Origin of the sequence: Arthrobacter gallicola (assembly GCF_014836775.1) — a bacterium.
Lineage (GTDB): Bacteria > Actinomycetota > Actinomycetes > Actinomycetales > Micrococcaceae > Arthrobacter_B > Arthrobacter_B gallicola.
The window spans coordinates 185,982-200,785 of record NZ_JACSQD010000004.1 but is presented as its reverse complement, the minus strand read 5'-3'; the positions used below and the strand labels follow the sequence as shown (position 1 = coordinate 200,785).

General features: G+C 66.5%; 13 protein-coding genes. 8 read left to right on the top strand and 5 right to left on the bottom strand.

The features are described from left to right. Window positions 1-2: 2 nt before the first annotated feature. Window positions 3-1,961, bottom strand: coding sequence for a bifunctional 3'-5' exonuclease/DNA polymerase (locus H9639_RS10375; RefSeq protein WP_191808011.1), 1,959 nt, complete (start codon window positions 1,959-1,961; stop codon window positions 3-5). A gap of 258 nt (window positions 1,962-2,219) precedes the next feature. On the opposite strand from H9639_RS10375, the gene ssd reads away from it, so the two are divergent. The 8 genes from ssd to H9639_RS10335 all read left to right on the top strand — a co-directional run bounded on the left by ssd (window position 2,220) and on the right by H9639_RS10335 (window position 9,777). Beyond that, on the top strand, window positions 2,220-3,356 hold the full coding sequence (ssd, locus tag H9639_RS10370) for a septum site-determining protein Ssd (protein ID WP_191808010.1): 1,137 nt from the start codon (window positions 2,220-2,222) through the stop codon (window positions 3,354-3,356). A 2-nt stretch (window positions 3,357-3,358) separates the two neighbouring features. After that, window positions 3,359-4,558 (top strand): TadA family conjugal transfer-associated ATPase, encoded by a 1,200-nt coding sequence (locus tag H9639_RS10365; protein WP_191808009.1) that lies wholly within the window; start codon window positions 3,359-3,361, stop codon window positions 4,556-4,558. A gap of 70 nt (window positions 4,559-4,628) precedes the next feature. Next, window positions 4,629-5,441 (top strand): type II secretion system F family protein, encoded by an 813-nt coding sequence (locus H9639_RS10360; RefSeq protein ID WP_191808008.1) that lies wholly within the window; start codon window positions 4,629-4,631, stop codon window positions 5,439-5,441. A gap of 7 nt (window positions 5,442-5,448) precedes the next feature. Further along, window positions 5,449-6,114: a type II secretion system F family protein gene (locus H9639_RS10355; protein ID WP_191808007.1), complete on the top strand. Its 666-nt coding sequence runs from the start codon at window positions 5,449-5,451 to the stop codon at window positions 6,112-6,114. 231 nt (window positions 6,115-6,345) lie between these two features. After that, window positions 6,346-8,202, top strand: a complete 1,857-nt coding sequence (locus H9639_RS10350; protein ID WP_191808006.1) for a tannase/feruloyl esterase family alpha/beta hydrolase — start codon at window positions 6,346-6,348, stop codon at window positions 8,200-8,202. A 306-nt stretch (window positions 8,203-8,508) separates the two neighbouring features. Further along, on the top strand, window positions 8,509-8,886 hold the full coding sequence (locus tag H9639_RS10345; RefSeq protein WP_318242055.1) for a DUF4244 domain-containing protein: 378 nt from the start codon (window positions 8,509-8,511) through the stop codon (window positions 8,884-8,886). 98 nt (window positions 8,887-8,984) lie between these two features. Next, window positions 8,985-9,305: a TadE family type IV pilus minor pilin gene (locus H9639_RS10340; RefSeq protein ID WP_318242054.1), complete on the top strand. Its 321-nt coding sequence runs from the start codon at window positions 8,985-8,987 to the stop codon at window positions 9,303-9,305. Between the two features lie 97 nt (window positions 9,306-9,402). Further along, entirely contained in the window at window positions 9,403-9,777 is a 375-nt protein-coding gene (locus H9639_RS10335) for an Rv3654c family TadE-like protein (RefSeq protein ID WP_318242053.1), read from the top strand. Between the two features lie 202 nt (window positions 9,778-9,979). Here the strand turns inward: H9639_RS10335 and H9639_RS10330 are convergent, their stop codons facing one another. From H9639_RS10330 to H9639_RS10315, 4 genes are read right to left on the bottom strand one after another with little or no spacing between them, the layout of a single operon-like run. Continuing rightward, a complete protein-coding gene (locus H9639_RS10330; protein WP_191808004.1) occupies window positions 9,980-11,053 on the bottom strand; it encodes a substrate-binding domain-containing protein in 1,074 nt (357 codons plus the stop codon). A 52-nt stretch (window positions 11,054-11,105) separates the two neighbouring features. Next, window positions 11,106-12,128: an ABC transporter permease gene (locus H9639_RS10325; RefSeq protein ID WP_191808003.1), complete on the bottom strand. Its 1,023-nt coding sequence runs from the start codon at window positions 12,126-12,128 to the stop codon at window positions 11,106-11,108. Then, on the bottom strand, window positions 12,125-13,654 hold the full coding sequence (locus tag H9639_RS10320) for a sugar ABC transporter ATP-binding protein (RefSeq protein ID WP_191808002.1): 1,530 nt from the start codon (window positions 13,652-13,654) through the stop codon (window positions 12,125-12,127). Before H9639_RS10320 ends, H9639_RS10325 begins: the two co-directional genes overlap by 4 nt. Continuing rightward, window positions 13,651-14,691 carry an NAD(P)-dependent alcohol dehydrogenase gene (locus H9639_RS10315; RefSeq protein WP_225219456.1) on the bottom strand — a complete coding sequence of 347 codons (1,041 nt, stop codon included), beginning with the start codon at window positions 14,689-14,691 and terminating at the stop codon, window positions 13,651-13,653. Before H9639_RS10315 ends, H9639_RS10320 begins: the two co-directional genes overlap by 4 nt. Window positions 14,692-14,804: the final 113 nt, after the last annotated feature.

Below are 14,804 nucleotides of genomic sequence, written 5' to 3'. Positions count from 1 at the left end.
AGCTACTTGGCCTCCGCATAGGAATCGGTCACGGTGGCGACCACGGGGAACTCCAGCGGAATCTTTCCGAACAGCAGCTCTGTGGCCTCCGCCGCGGCAGCACTGACGATCGCCGCAGCCTCGTCGGCGCGCTCCGCGGGAACGTGCAGCATCACTTCGTCGTGCAGGAAAAACACCAGCTGCCCGGCCGGTGAGGTGCGCGACGCCGCCCGCAGCCGCCGTCGTATCCCCGCCAGCCAGCAGGTGGCCCACTCCGCCGCCGTCCCCTGAACTACAAAGTTGCGGGTAAACCGTCCTCGGGAACGGGCCAGGTTGTCGGCCCGCCGCTGCTCCTCCGCGGACGCTGACTGCTGGGAACGGAACCACGCTTCGGATTCCGGTGGGGTGCTGCGGCCGAGGTGGGTGGAAACCGTCTTTCCGGCCTCGCCCGCGCGGGCCGCCCGTTCAACGACGTCGATGGCCCGCGGATAAGTCCTTGTCAGGACCGGCATCAGCCGGCCGGCCTCGCCGCTGGTGGCCCCGTACATGGCGCCGAGCATTGCGATCTTGGCCAGCGAGCGGTCTCCGTTGAAGCCCTGATCCGCGATGCCCTGGTAGAGGTCCCGGCCGCGGGCCGCGGCGGCCAGCGCGTTGTCCTGGCCCAGGGCGGCCAGCACCCGCGGCTCGAGCTGCGCCGCGTCGGCGACCAGAAGCTTGTACCCGGGGTCTGCACGAACCGCGCCCCGGACATTCTTGGGGATCTGCAGGGCGCCGCCGCCGCGGGAGGACCAGCGGCCGGACACCACGCCGCCGACCACGTACTCGGTGCGGAACCGCCCGCCGTCCACCCACTCGTCCAGCCAGGCCCAGCCGTTGGCGGAGAGCAGCCGGGAGAGCTTTTTGTAGCGCAGCAGCGGTTCGATCGCCGCGTGCTGGTGCTCCTGGAGCTCCCAGGTTCTTGTGGTCCGGACTTCGATCCCGGCCCGGTGCAGGGCCCGGAGCAGTTCCTGCGGCGAATCAGGATTGAATCCGGGGTTGCCGAGTTTGTGCCGCAGCTCAGCGGCCGCCGCTTCGAGTTTGGCCGGCCGCTGGCCTTCCGGCGGGCGGGGTCCCAGCTCCGCCTCGAGCATGGCCTCGTGCAGGTCGCGGCGCCACGGAATGCCGGCGTGCTCCATTTCGGCGGCGACCAGCCCGCCGGCGGATTCAGCGGCGAGGAGCAGACCGAGCCGGCGGCGTTCCGGGGAGCCGGCGACGGCGGCCAGCTGCTCCTGAAGCTCAGCGGCCAGATTTTCCACGGGGACAGTCCGCTCCGGGCGTGGCCCGGCTTCGAATCCGTCAATACCTTCAAAGAGTGATCCCTGGTCCGGGGACGGCTGCAGCGGCAGCAGCTGCCGCGGCGCGGGATCGGGGTCCGGTGCGGCGGCCTCGGTCCGGAGCCGCTCTATATAGGGGGTAGCCGCGGCGAATTCGGAGTGGCGCAGAATCTCCCGCACCAGGCTGAGATCGTGGCTTCGCTCCACACTGATTCCCGCCTGCAGCAGGGAGCCGTAGGTGTCCCGGGTGCGGTTCCAGACCCAGCGGACCGGCTGTTGTTCCGCAGCCGCTACGGTCTGCCGCAGCGCTGTTCCGGGGACGGCGGCGGCGGGGGCGCTGGGTGCGCCGTTACCGTCGGCCGGCTGCAGCACCCAGGAAACCGGGGAGCCCGGCGTTGCTGGGGGTGCCGGCGCGAGGAGGATGTACACCTCCCCATTCTCGCCTGTCCGCGGGTGCTGCCAGACCAGATCCCCGGCGCGTACCAGGACTGCGGACAGGTTCTGTCCGCAGTGGTGCGGTGCAGGGGTGCCGGGGTGCCGGGGTGCCGGGGTGCCGGCGGGTGTGGCGGCCGGGGCGGCTGCAATTCCGCGGCTTTCGGCGGCCTGCGGCGGGTTCCTGGGCCGTTGGATGTGCAGGTCTGGTGGCTTGCCCGCAGATTTAGTCGCCATACCTGCGCACCCAACGCGCTGGATGGTCGGCCAACCCGCCATATCTGCACACCCGAGCCGCAGCAGCACCAGACAAAGCAGCGTCGGGGCCGGACGTTGGGCAGTTCGGGCACCACCAGGCTTCCCGTGCACTGGAAGTGCCCCGGCATGGACACTGTTCCTCCACAAGGCCGCTTTGAGGCGCCGGGCGACCCGTCCGGCCGCACAGGTCCTGCCGGTGCGGCTGACGAACCGGCCCCGACCGGGCAGGTTGAAGGCATGACAGACACCGTGCTTTGGCTCCCGGAACGGCAGCGGCGAGGTGCTTCCCTGTTGCCGACGACCAAGGGAGGGGACAGCGCGGGGACGGATTCCCTGGTGCTGGTCAGACCGGGAGAACAACGGCTGCAGGATGAGGCCGCACGGATAGCCGTGGCTGCGGGCGTGGAACTGATTCTTGCTGAGGACCTTGCCGAGGCCGAGCGGTATCCGTGCGGGATAGTGCTCATCGCCGCGGACGGACTGGTTCGCGACGGGCAATCGCTGGCAGCGCTGCGGGGAATCGAGACCATCTGCATCGGATTTGAGTCCGACCGGCCCTGGACCCATGCGGCACGCTGCTCCGTGGACCGGGTCGTGGTTCTTCCAGACGGCGGGGCCTGGCTGGCGGAGTACCTGGCACGGAGGAACTCCCGAACCGGCTCCGTCATCGGGGTGGCGGGCACCTTCGGCGGCTCGGGCGGATCCACTCTGGCGTGCCTGCTTGCGCAGGAAGCGGCAGCCCAGGGCCGCAGTGTCCTGCTGGCGGACGCTGATCCCTCCGGCGCTGGTCTTGAACATCGGGTGGGGGCGGGCGCCTCGGCGGGTCTGCGCTGGAAGGACCTTGCCGACGTCAGGGGAACGGTGAACCCCGCCCAGCTGGTTTCCGCCCTGCCCACGGCGGGCGGATTCGCCCTGCTGACACACCCGGCGGGGGAGCCGCCGCCTCCCGGCCTTGACCGCGAAGTGCTCCCGTCGGTCCTGCAGGCCGCGCGCGCGGGTTTCGAACAGACCTTCCTGGACCTGGGAGCCTGTCCGGGGGCCCGGTCACCGGCACTGGCCCAGTGCGACGTAGTACTCGCTGTCCTGGCAGGTCGGGCGCAGCTGTTGCTGGCAGCCCGGTCCTGGTGGGCGTCCCTTCGCACTGATCCCCCGGAGACCCTTGCCGTTGTCCGGGGGCCGCTCGGGGAGGGGCTGGACGAAGTCCGTGTCTCCGAGCTGGTTGGCATGCGGCTGGCCGGCTACGTGCCGTGGGTGCGCGCACTCAGCCCGACCACTGACCATGGAAGGCTCCTGGAGCTGCGGCGGCGCAGGCTGCGTTCCGCCCTGGTCCGGATTCTGAAGGAAATTGAACCCGTTCTGCCGGGGATGCTGTGAAAATGGACGGCAGCGGCAGGCACACCAGGAACAGCGCGGCCGGACGCTACAGGCCTGAACAAGGAGGAAGGGAACTGGTTGAGCAGGTCCGGGCAGACGTCCTGTCCGGCGGCGCCCCGGTTACCGGAGCCACCCTGGCAGAAGCCGTGTTCTCCAGCGGCCGGCTGCTCGGTTCTGAAGGCGGAATGCGGGCGGTGGACCGGGTGCGGGCAGATCTGCAGGGGCTTGGTCCGCTGCAGTCCCTGCTGCAGCCGGGGGTCACCGACGTCCTGGTCAACGGACCCAATCAGGTATGGATCGACAGCGGACCGGGCCTCGAACGGACCGCTGTCCGGTTCACCAGCGATGCCGATGTGCGGGCTCTGGCGACCCGGCTGATCGCCGCCGGTGGACGGCGGCTGGACGATTCCAGCCCCTGCGCGGATGTGCAGCTAAACGGATACCGCGTGCATGCTGTCCTTCCACCGGTGTCCACGGGATTCACGCTGTTATCCATTCGTCTGCGCGCGCCCCGCAGCTTCCGGCTCGATGAGCTTGAAACGGGAGGCATGCTGACGGCCGGCTGGGCGGATGTCCTTCGGCGAATGATGAAGAGCCGGTTGAACTTCCTCATCAGCGGGGCCACCGGCACAGGAAAAACCACCCTGTTGTCCTCCCTGCTCTCCCTGTGCGATCCGGCCGAACGCCTGGTACTGATCGAAGACGCCGCCGAGTTGGATCCCGCCCATCCGCACGTTGTCGGTTTGCAGACCCGGCACAGCAACATTGAACGTGCCGGGTCGGTGGAACTGGCTGATCTGGTGCGCCAAGCCATGCGGATGCGGCCGGACCGGCTGGTGGTGGGGGAATGCCGGGGCGCTGAGGTGCGTGAACTGCTTGCCGCCATGAACACCGGACACGATGGTGCAGGCGGAACCATCCACGCGAATTCTGCGGCCACGGTTCCGGCACGTCTGGCCGCCCTGGGGGCGCTGGCCGGAATGAGCAGCCGCGCGTTGGCTCTGCAGGCGGCGGGAGCGCTCGACGCCGTGGTGCATTTGGAACGTTCCGTGGACGGACGCCGCGTGGCGGAGGTGGCAGTCCTGTGCTCACGCGGCGGGGAACTGTCTGCCGTGACGGCTCTGACTCACGGACCAGCAGGATTGATCCGGCACCGTGGCTGGGAACAGCTCCAGGACCGGCTCCGGGCAGGAAAGCGGTGATGACTGGGAGGCCCCGTTGGCAGCTCAACGGTTTGGGGCCGGGTAAGGATTCTGACGCGGGCAGGGCACGATGACCGGGGCACTGGTGGGGGTTCTGCTCGCAGCTGCCTGGCTGGTGCTTCTGGGCGGGGGCCGGGATCAGCTCAGGATCCTGCATTCGGACCGGTACCCGGGTGCGGGGACGGACGCTCCGCATCCTGGTCCGGAGGGATCGGCGGGCTCACGCGCTGCTTCAGCACGAATGATGCCGTCGCCCGCGGTGTGGCTGAAGAAGGCAAACCGGGAGGAGGACCTGCACCGGTTCCCGTTGCTGGTTCATCAGCTTGCAGGGCTGCTCAAAGCGGGCCGGACTCCCAGCGAACTATGGACGGATGCAGCGCGGCTGCGCCGGGAAGGCATTGGCTCGCACGGTTTCGGGACTGTGAGCGGGGCCAGGGAAGCGGTGATCCTCGAGTCCGCAGCCCGAGCGGCTGGGCTGGGCTTCAGCCCGGTGCCCCTGCTCCGGGAAGCCGCTCTGTCCAGCCGGAGCATCGAGGCGATGGTCTGGAACGATCTGGCGGCCTGCGTCTCGGCCTCTGAACGCAGCGGCGCACCGCTGGCTGGCATCCTGGCGCGGTATGCCCAGGGGCTGGACGCTGTGCTGGATGCCCGGGCGGCGCGGGCTACAGCTCTGTCCGGCCCCAAAGCGACCGTCCGGGTACTGACCTGGCTGCCGGCCGCCGGGCTGGGAATGGGGTATGCGCTCGGTGCCGACCCCTTGGCTATGCTTGCGCAGACCCCACTGGGGTGGAGCACAGCGGGCGCGGGCGCGGGTCTGGCCTTCGCCGCGTGGCTCTGGACGAGGTTCCTTGTCCGCCGGGCAGCCGGACCGGAGCCAGGATGAAACCGGCATGATGACCGGCGTGGTGGTGGCGGCGTTGCTTGGTGCAGCGGCCTGGATACTGTACGGGCCCGGCTCGAACCCAGCGGCCGGGCTGGGCCGCGGCCCCTGCGGCGGGGCCGGGACGAGACATACCGGACCGGCCGGATCTGCCCGGAATGAGGACATTCGGAATGAGGGCAATGTCCCGCAGCGCACGGAGGCCAGGGGCATCAGCGACCCTGCCCTGATGCTTGACCTGGTGGCGGCCATCCTGCTGGCAGGCAGGCCGCTGCCCCTGGCCCTGACCATCCTGGCCGAATCTGCTGACCAAGGCACGGCACGCCTGCTCGCCAGAGTGGTGACCGCCCTGGAGCTGGGCTCGGACTGGCAGGGGGCCTGGATGCTGGCCCTCGGCAGCAGCCCCGGGGCAGCATCGAAAGAAGCAGCGCAGACCCGGGGCGCGGCAGACGTGCTCCGCAGCGCCTTGGCATTTGCTGCCTCCAGCGGCGCACCGTCCGCCGCCGTCCTGCATGCACAGGCCGAGCAGATCCGGCGCACCCGTGCCCGGGAGGCCGAGCGCCGTGCAGCAGCACTCGGCGTTCATTTGGTGCTGCCTCTTGGCCTGTGCGCGCTTCCGGCCTTTATCTGCCTGACGGTGGTTCCGCTGCTCCTCGCACTCCTGCCTGCGTTCTGAACGGCACGGTACAACCGGAGATCGGCGTCGCTCAACTTCAACCGGGTTCGCCGTGGGGAGCAATGTGAGGTGAACAGAAACCTTTGAGGTACTTGACTATTGCGATTTTCAACAATGCCTCCTACTTTGGCAAGGATGACATCGATCCGGCGCAACGACGCACCGGCGGCTTGGCGCGGTGCCTTCGTGGCGGGCGGAAGCTGCTCATCGAAACCCAATGGAGGGATGGACATGATCACCAGGTTCAGGGGAGCCGAGCAGGCCCCCGACGGCGGCAGGCACCCGCGCCGCCTAGTTTACGCGGCGGCGCTCGCCGCCCTCACGCTGACAACCGGGTTGGTTTCCGCTTCTGCGTCGCAGCCGGAAACGTCAAAGAAGATCCCGCAGCTCTCAGCAGCGCAGCCCGGTACGTTGGCGGAGTGTACGGGTCTGGCGGCCTTTGATTTTGGCACTACCACCATTGCCCGGGCGGAAATCGTTCCCGCGGGCGGGCTGACCAATGCCGGAGCCCCCGTGGGTGAGCACTGCCTGGTGCAGGGTCAGATGAACGAGCGCATCAGTCCTGTCGACGGACAGACCTACGCGATCGGGTTTGAGATGCGTCTGCCGGTGGACTGGAGCGGCCGTTATCTCTATCAGGCCAACGGCGGAACTGACGGCCGGGTTGCCCCCGCGGTTGGTGCGATCACGGGCGGCCAGCTGGAAAACGGACTGCAGATGGGGTTCGCGGTGTTGAGCTCCGACGCCGGTCACAGCGGAGCGCAGAACCCGTTGTTTGGGCTCGATCCGCAGGCCCGCCTGGACTACGGCTACCAGGCCGTGGGGACGCTGACGCCTATGGCGAAGGAACTGATCAAGGCCGCATACGGCCGCGGGCCGGACCGGTCCTATATCGCCGGCGGTTCCAACGGCGGACGGCACACCATGGTCGCTTCCACCCGCTATGCGCAGGAGTACGACGGGTTCCTGGCCGTCGCGCCGGGGTTCAACCTTCCCCAGGCCGCTGTGGCCCAGTTGTGGGGAGCGCAGCAATGGGCGAGCGTGGCGGCAGCCACCCCCGTGACGGGGCCCGCCGACCTGGAAACGGCCTTTCCCGCCGTAGAGCGTCAATTGGTTGCCGATGCGATCATCGCCCGGTGCGACGGACTGGACCGGCTCGAGGACGGAATGGTGCAGAACATCGACGGGTGCCAGGAGGTTTTCTCCATTGACCGGGATGTGCCGACCTGCGCTCCGGTACGGGACGGAACCTGCCTCACGGCTGAACAGAAGAAGGTGATTGCGGCAGTCTTCGCCGGGGCGCGCAACAGTGCAGGGGAGGAACTCTACAGTTCCTTCCCGCTCGACCCGGGGATCGTGTCGCCGGGATGGGCGAGCTGGAAGTTCACAAGCTCCATTGACAGCAACCGTGACCCGGTGTCGGTGGGCTTCATCTTCTCCTCGCCGCCGGAGGATGTCAGCATGCTGAAGGACACCCTGGGGTACGCGCTGAATTACGACGTCGATACGCAGGCTCCGCAGATCTTCGCGGCGGACGGCGTTTACACCGAGAGCGCGATGTCCTTTATGACTCCGCCGAACCCGACGCAGCTTGATACGCTCCGCGGCCGGGGAGCCAAAATGATCGTTGTCCATGGGGCGGCGGACGGTGTCTTCTCATCTGATGACACGGCTGCCTGGTACCGGTCTGTGGACAGCCGCTATAAGAAGAAGGCCGACGAGTTTGTCCGCTACTTCGAGGTCCCGGGTATGGGACATGTCCGTGGCGGCCCTGCGACGGACCAGTTCGACGGACTCGGGGCTCTGGTCAGCTGGGTGGAAGGCGGATACGCGCCCGAGAGCATGGTTGCCACGGCCCGCGGTGCGGGTAACCCCGGCGGCGTAAACCCGGAGATCCCGGCCAGCTGGTCTGCCGACCGTTCCCGGCCACTGTGCGTCTATCCCCTCATTGCGCAGTACAAGAAGGGTGATCCGGAAAGTGCGGACAGCTTCAAGTGCGAAAACAGCAACGGCAACGGAAATGGGAACGGCAACGGCAACGGCAACGGCAATGGGAACGGGAACGGGAACGGGAACGGCCGCCCCTAACTGAGTAGAGACAGGCACCAGCCATGGGTGGGCTGCCCGCCATCCCGCTGCGCTGCTCCGGCCCCGCGCCTCGCGTGGGCCGGAGCATGCTGTCCGTAACCTGACACTGAGTGACGCCGTCTGCGGGGTGCCTGCACCCCCGTGCTTTGACGCGCTTGTCCTCCACAACCGACTGAGCGCGGACCGTTGTCCAGAACACGTTCCGCCCGGCTTCGGGGAAAGCAAGGAGGGGCCAGAATCGATCCCACGGCCGGAGAATTTTCAGACTCCTCCGGGCAGGATAAGAATCGATCAAAGGAGCCCTCCATGTTGTCCATGCCGTTTGAATCCCCGTTGACGCACACAACTCCTGCTCCGGGCAGCTCGGGCTCGGCGGAGAAATCAGACTGCACCCACGTGAGCTGCACCTGTTCGCCGCGAGGAGGCCAGAGCGCTCCCGCCACGAACGGAGCCGGTGTGGGGCAGGCAGCGGAATCTCCAATAGCTCCGGTCATTCCGCTTCGTCCCCGGCAGCGGGTATCCGCCGTCCCTCAGGACCGCGAGGCTGGTATGGCAACAGCTGAATATGCGATTGCAACCCTGGCCGCCGTGGCATTTGCCGCCCTGCTGGTGGCGGTGTTGAGCAGCGGCGATGTCCGGGAACTGCTTCTGGCACTCATCCGGGGAGCCCTGAGCTTCGGGTGATCCGGCGGTCTGACGGCCGGGGAAGGCGGCAGCGGACGAGACTGCAGCGGGCCGAGCCCGGGTGGACCGCCCATCAATGTTCGCACGAGCAGGGAGCCGTGACTGCGGAGCTGGCTGTGGCCCTGCCAGCATTGGTAATCCTGCTGGCCGGGTTGTTGACCGGAGCAGCAGCGGGAATCACCCAGCTTCGGCTGGAGGAAGCGGCCAGTGCTGCAGCCCGGCAGGTTATGCGGGGAGATGCCAGCGCCACGGGGGAGACTGTCGCCCGGCTTGCAGGGCCCCGCGCCGGTTTTGAGCTGACAACCCAGGGCGAGTGGGTCACCGTCCACGTTGAGTCCACCCTCAACGCTCCGCTGCTCGAGCACCTCCCGATTACCCTCAGGGCGCAGGCCACTGCGCTCCCCGAAACCGCGCCATAGTGAGTCGGGAAGCCGGGAAGCCGGGTGCCGAAGGAAAAAGGGAGCAATGATCCGTTCGAGGGTGAGGCAGCGTTGCGGGGAACACGGATACGGGTCTGTGAAGCAGATCGGGGCCGAGCACGGGGACTGCCGGGACAGCGGAGCAGGAACCATGCTGACCGTGGGCATCGCGCTCGGAACTATCGTCCTGATTACGGCCCTCCTGGCACTGACACAGGCCACCGTCGGAGCAGCCCGGGCGGGCGTGGCAGCGGACCTGGCCGCTCTTGCCGGTGCCGACACGATCCGCGGGCTGCGGGCCGGGGACCCCTGTTCAGTCGCAGAAGATGTGGTTGCCCGAAACGGGGGTGACCTGGCATCGTGTGCGCCGGACGTGGGATCCCGCTCCGTCACGGTGGAGGTCAGGTCACGTGGCGGAGGGCTGCTGCCTTGGGCGCCTTCGGCCAGCGCCAGGGCCGGGCCGCCCCGATAACAGCGGGACCTAGGGAGCCCGGGCCGCCACCGTCTTCAATTCGTCCTGCCCCTGTCCTGATGCCGTCCCCGGAATCTGTCCTGGGCCCGTCCTGAATTCGGCTTGAATCCGTCCTGGAGCCGTCCTGATTTGTGCTGAAAAGCAGTTGGCGGCTGCCGGAAATATCCGGCAACCGCCAACTGCTTTATGGGGACTTCAGGGACTACTGCTCCTGGCCGGGCAGACCCTCATAGGCCACGTTGCCCGAGGCCAGGTTCTCGTCAATGAGAGTGGGCAGGCGGTCCAGGAACGCTTCGCGTTCGGTCACCACGTTTTTCATGGCGTCCTCGACGTTCTCAGTGGTGATGGCAGGCATCATGTAGACAGGCTTGGCGTCGATGTCCTCACCCTTGGCGAGTTTGATGGCCACAGCCAGGCCGGCCGCCATTTCAACCGTGCCGTGCTGCAGAGAGGTGCCGATGAAGTCGCCGTTCTTGACCGCGTTCAGGCCGTCCTCAATGCCGTCGATGCCGACGATCGGGACATCCGTGATCCCGGCTTCCTTCAGCGCCTGGAGGGCGCCGAGTCCCATGTCATCGTTCTGGGAAATCACGCCGTCAATGTCGGCGCCGAAGGCGGAGATCCAGTTGTTCATCTTGTTGACGGCCTCGTCACGCTTCCAGTTGGCCGTGTCCTTGGCGAGCACCTTTACGTCCGGGTACTGCGCCAGGACAGAGTCGATGCCCGCGCCGCGGTCGATCTCACCGGAGCCGCCCAGCGGGCCCTGGAGGATCACCACATTGCCCTTGCCTCCCAGTTTGTCCATCATCATCTGGGCTTCCTGCGCACCGGCTGCGACGTCGTCGGGCTGCACCGACCCGTCGAGATCGTCGTTCTTCAGGGACGCGTTGACGTCCACGAAGGGAATCCCGGCAGCCTTAGCCGCTGCGACCTGGGGCTGCAGCGAACCCGCCTGGACCGGGTTCACGAGGATCGCGTCAACGCCCTGGTTCACGAACTGGTCCACCTGGTTGGCCTGGGTGTTGACGTCCAGGTTGGCGGAGTTCCAGAGGATCTTCACGTTGTTGGCGGCGGCGTATGCGTCGATGCCTTCCTTGCCCTGCGTGACGAAGGAGGACATGTCGTAAACGCTCACACCGATGGTGAGCTGCTCGCCGCCGGCATCGGTGGCACCGGATGCTGCGTTCGGGTCACCGGCGCCGCAGCCAGTAAGGACGAGCGAAAAAACTCCCACAGCGGCGATGCTGGTAGCGAGTTTTTGCAGAGGACGGATCATCGTTGACACTCCTGATAGTGATGAATAGGTGGGGGGTGAAAGAAGAGGACCGCTATTTGCGGTGCTTGGACGCCCAGACATCAACGGCGACCGCCGCGACAATGAGGATGCCCTTCATAACGTCCTGCCAGTAGGCAGGAACAACCAGCAGATCGAACCCGTTGTTGAGGGTCTGGATAAGCAGCAGACCGAGTGCTGTTCCCCAGATGCTTCCGCGGCCGCCCATCAGCGAGGCTCCGCCAATGACGACGGCGGCGATTGCGTCGAGTTCGTAACCGGAGCCCAGATTCGGAGCGCCGGAGATCACCCGGGAAGCGATCATGATTCCGGAGAGCCCGGCGAGCACACCGCTGATGGCATAAACGCTGAGCAGGATCCGGGAGCTGTTGACACCCGCAATTTCGGCGGCGAGGCGGTTGCCGCCCACGGCGTAAACCCGCATGCCGTAGGCCGTGCGCTTCATAATCACGCCAAGTCCGATGATGCTGACGATCATGAGGATCACCGGGATCTTGATCCCGAGTATTTCCGTGTTCGCGAAGTTGCCAAAGCTGTTAGGCAGACCGTTGATCGGTGCCCCGTTGCCGATCACGTAGGCAATGCCGGAGGCCAGCGTCATCATGCCCAGCGTGGCAATGAAGGGCGGAACCTTCATATACGCGACCACGAGGCCGTTGATCACGCCCGCCAGCAGGCCGACGGCGACGGCGACCACGAGGGCCAGCCAGACCTGGTCGGGATTCGATTTAGCCGTGAGTGCTCCGGCCATGGCGCTTGCCGCGATAACACTGCCGACAGAGAGGTCGATGCCGCCGGTGAGGATTACCAGGGTCTGCCCCAAGGCGATCAGCGCGAACGGTGCCGCAGCGATGAGGATCGTTGCAAGGTTCTCCGGTGTGCCGAAGCGCGCGCTGCGGTACAGGAAGAAGCAGATCACCAGCACCATCACAACAACCATGGCGTGGTCGATGAGCAGCTGTTTAATCCAAGGTCCGCTGAAGCGGGCGGGCCCCAGGGCTGCCGGCCGGGCCGTTTCTGCCTGACCGCTTGGGGGAGCCGGTTTAGTCGTCGTCATTTGCTGAGGTCCTTCTCGGAGTGGGCTTCCTGCCCGGAGGCGAGTCTGAATATGCGGTCTTGGATCTCGGGATGGGACAGTTCCTCCCGGGAAAGTTCGGCTGCGAAGCCGCCGTCGCGCATCACCAGGGTCCGGTGGGTCAGGGAAAGGATTTCCGGCATGTCGGAGGAGGCCATCACCACGGCCATTCCGGACTGCGCGAGGTCAGTGATGATCCGGTAAATCTCGTTGCGTGCCCCAACGTCGACCCCCCGGGTCGGTTCGTCGAGCAGCATTACGTCGACGTTGCCGGTCAGCCAGCGTCCCAGGACTACCTTCTGCTGGTTGCCGCCGGACAGCGTCTCCACTGGCTGGTTCAGGGTGCGGCGCCGAAGCCGCAGCGAATCCATGACCTCGGCGGCAGTCTGCTGGCGCGAGCGTCCGTGCAGCCACCCGGCGGTGGAAAAGGCCGAGATCCGTGGAAGGGTCGTGTTGTCCAAAATGGACATTCCCATCACGGCGCCGGAGCCCTTGCGGTCCTCAGGGACGAGTGCCATTCCGGCGACGATCGACGCGGCTGGGTTGCCAGCACGGACTTTGGAACCCGAGACAGTTACCACCCCGGATGTACGGGCACGCATGCCGAATATAGTCTCGAGCAGTTCGGTGCGTCCGGCTCCGACCAGGCCCGCCAGCCCAAGGATCTCGCCGCGGCGCACAGTGAGGTTCACCGGAGCCCGGTCCCCGACCCGCAGGTCGGTGGCTTCGAGCAGCACTTCGTTGCCGTGCGGGTGGATCTCGGGGAACAGGTCCTCAAGCTCGCGGCCAATCATCGCGCGCACAATGTCATCGTCGGTGACGTCCCCGATGGGGCTGTCCGCGACGAGGTTCCCGTCCCGGAGCACGATCACGCGGTCCGACATGGCCCGGATCTCTTCCATCTTGTGGGTAGTGAAGAGCAGAGCCACGCCCTCGGCACGCAGCTGACGCACCACCGCAGCGAGGCGGGCGACTTCCTTCTCCGCGATGGCGCTGGTGGGTTCATCCAGGAGCAGGACCTTTGCTCCGCGCGTGGTGGCCTTGGCGATTTCGATGATCTGCCGGACGCCGACGGACAATGAGCCCATCTGGAGGTCCGGTGAAATATCCAGTCCGAACTTAGCCAGCATCGCACGGGCCTCGGATTTCATGGCCCTGCGGCGCAGGAAGCCGCCCCGGCGCAGCTCCCGTCCAATGAACAGGTTCTCGTAAACGCTCATGTCCGGGATCGAAGCCAGTTCCTGAGGCACGATGGCCACCCCGAGCTGGTTGGCCGCCTGAGGGTTACCAACCGGCAAATGCTCCCCAGCGACACTGACGCTGCCGCTGTCTGCCCGGTACTGGCCGGACGCAATTTTCATCAGGGTGGACTTTCCCGCGCCGTTTTCTCCGGCGAGGGCCGTCACGGTGCCGGGTTCAAGCGTGAGTGTGATGCCCTTTAGTACCGGAACGCCCGCAAATCCTTTGCGGATGTCAACGCATTCCAGGGCTCCCGCGGCCGTGTTCATGAAGCGCTACCCGGCCGGATCATGGTCTTCAAGCTGGTGGAGGCCGTTGAAATCCGGAGGGCTTCTTCAACGTCGTCCAGCCCATAGGAACCGGTGACCAGTGAATCCAGGTCCACCCGGCCGGTGCTTACCAGATCGATCGCTGTGGGCCAGGTATTGGCATAGCGGAAGATGCCCGTAACGACGAGCTCCCGGTTCTGAATCAACGGAACGGGGAAGGCGATTTCGTCTGCTCCCATGCCGATGAGCACTGCGGTGCCGGCTGGTGCGAGGGCCTCCAGGCCCGAGAGGACAGCAGGGGTGGCGCCGGAGCATTCGAGCAGGGCATCTACCCCCAAGGTGCGCAGCTCGGCGTCGTCCGCAATGGCATCCAGTACGCGGTCAGCACCGAACTTCAGGGCTTGGGAACGGCGTGCGGGATCGACGTCGCTGACAATAACTTCCGTGGCGCCGAAGGCTTGTGCGACCTGCAGGGCGATGATGCCGATCGGCCCGGCCCCGGTGACCAGCACCCGTGATCCGGCCGTGATGCCGGCCTTACGGGCAGCAGCGATGCCCACTGAAAGCGGTTCCATCAGTGCTGCAGCGTCCTCGCTGACGGTATCCGGGACCCGGAAGGCGAAGTGGGACTGAATGGTGACGTACTCGGCAAATGCTCCGTCCACCGGAGGGGTGGCGTAGAACTCCATGTGCGGGCAGAGGTTGTAGGCGCCGGCCAGGGTCTGGCGGCTGGTCGGCGACGGACGCTGAGGCTCGATCGATACCCGTTCCCCGAGTCTGGATTCAGCAACGCCGGAGCCAACGGCCACGATGGTTCCGCCCGCTTCGTGCCCCAGGACCAGGGGGGATTCGACGACGAAGTCACCGATCCTGCCTTCCTTGAAGTAATGCACATCGGAGCCGCAGATCCCGACCGCACCAACACGGATGAGGACCTCGTCGGCCGCAGGCCGGGGAACGGGACGCGACTCGACGACGATTTCGCCGGCGCGGCGCAGGACGCTGGCACGCATCTGCGTTGGAAGTGGTTCGCGCATGGTTTCCTTCTCCTGGATTGCTTCAACGGGCTTCCCCTGAAGCAGAGATGCGCCGTGACGACAGCCACAAGTATGCACCAATTATTCTCACGTGTGCAATTAGCGTGCTCATG

Bases quoted from the DNA above. Each gene is read 5' to 3' on its own strand.
- H9639_RS10375 (WP_191808011.1), bottom strand. From the start codon at position 1,961: ATGGCGACTAAATCTGCGGGCAAGCCACCAGACCTGCACATCCAACGG.
- ssd (WP_191808010.1), top strand. From the start codon at position 2,220: ATGACAGACACCGTGCTTTGGCTCCCGGAACGGCAGCGGCGAGGTGCT.
- H9639_RS10365 (WP_191808009.1), top strand. From the start codon at position 3,359: ATGGACGGCAGCGGCAGGCACACCAGGAACAGCGCGGCCGGACGCTAC.
- H9639_RS10360 (WP_191808008.1), top strand. From the start codon at position 4,629: ATGACCGGGGCACTGGTGGGGGTTCTGCTCGCAGCTGCCTGGCTGGTG.
- H9639_RS10355 (WP_191808007.1), top strand. From the start codon at position 5,449: ATGATGACCGGCGTGGTGGTGGCGGCGTTGCTTGGTGCAGCGGCCTGG.
- H9639_RS10350 (WP_191808006.1), top strand. From the start codon at position 6,346: ATGATCACCAGGTTCAGGGGAGCCGAGCAGGCCCCCGACGGCGGCAGG.
- H9639_RS10345 (WP_318242055.1), top strand. From the start codon at position 8,509: ATGTTGTCCATGCCGTTTGAATCCCCGTTGACGCACACAACTCCTGCT.
- H9639_RS10330 (WP_191808004.1), bottom strand. From the start codon at position 11,053: ATGATCCGTCCTCTGCAAAAACTCGCTACCAGCATCGCCGCTGTGGGA.
- H9639_RS10325 (WP_191808003.1), bottom strand. From the start codon at position 12,128: ATGACGACGACTAAACCGGCTCCCCCAAGCGGTCAGGCAGAAACGGCC.
- H9639_RS10320 (WP_191808002.1), bottom strand. From the start codon at position 13,654: ATGAACACGGCCGCGGGAGCCCTGGAATGCGTTGACATCCGCAAAGGA.
- H9639_RS10315 (WP_225219456.1), bottom strand. From the start codon at position 14,691: ATGCGCGAACCACTTCCAACGCAGATGCGTGCCAGCGTCCTGCGCCGC.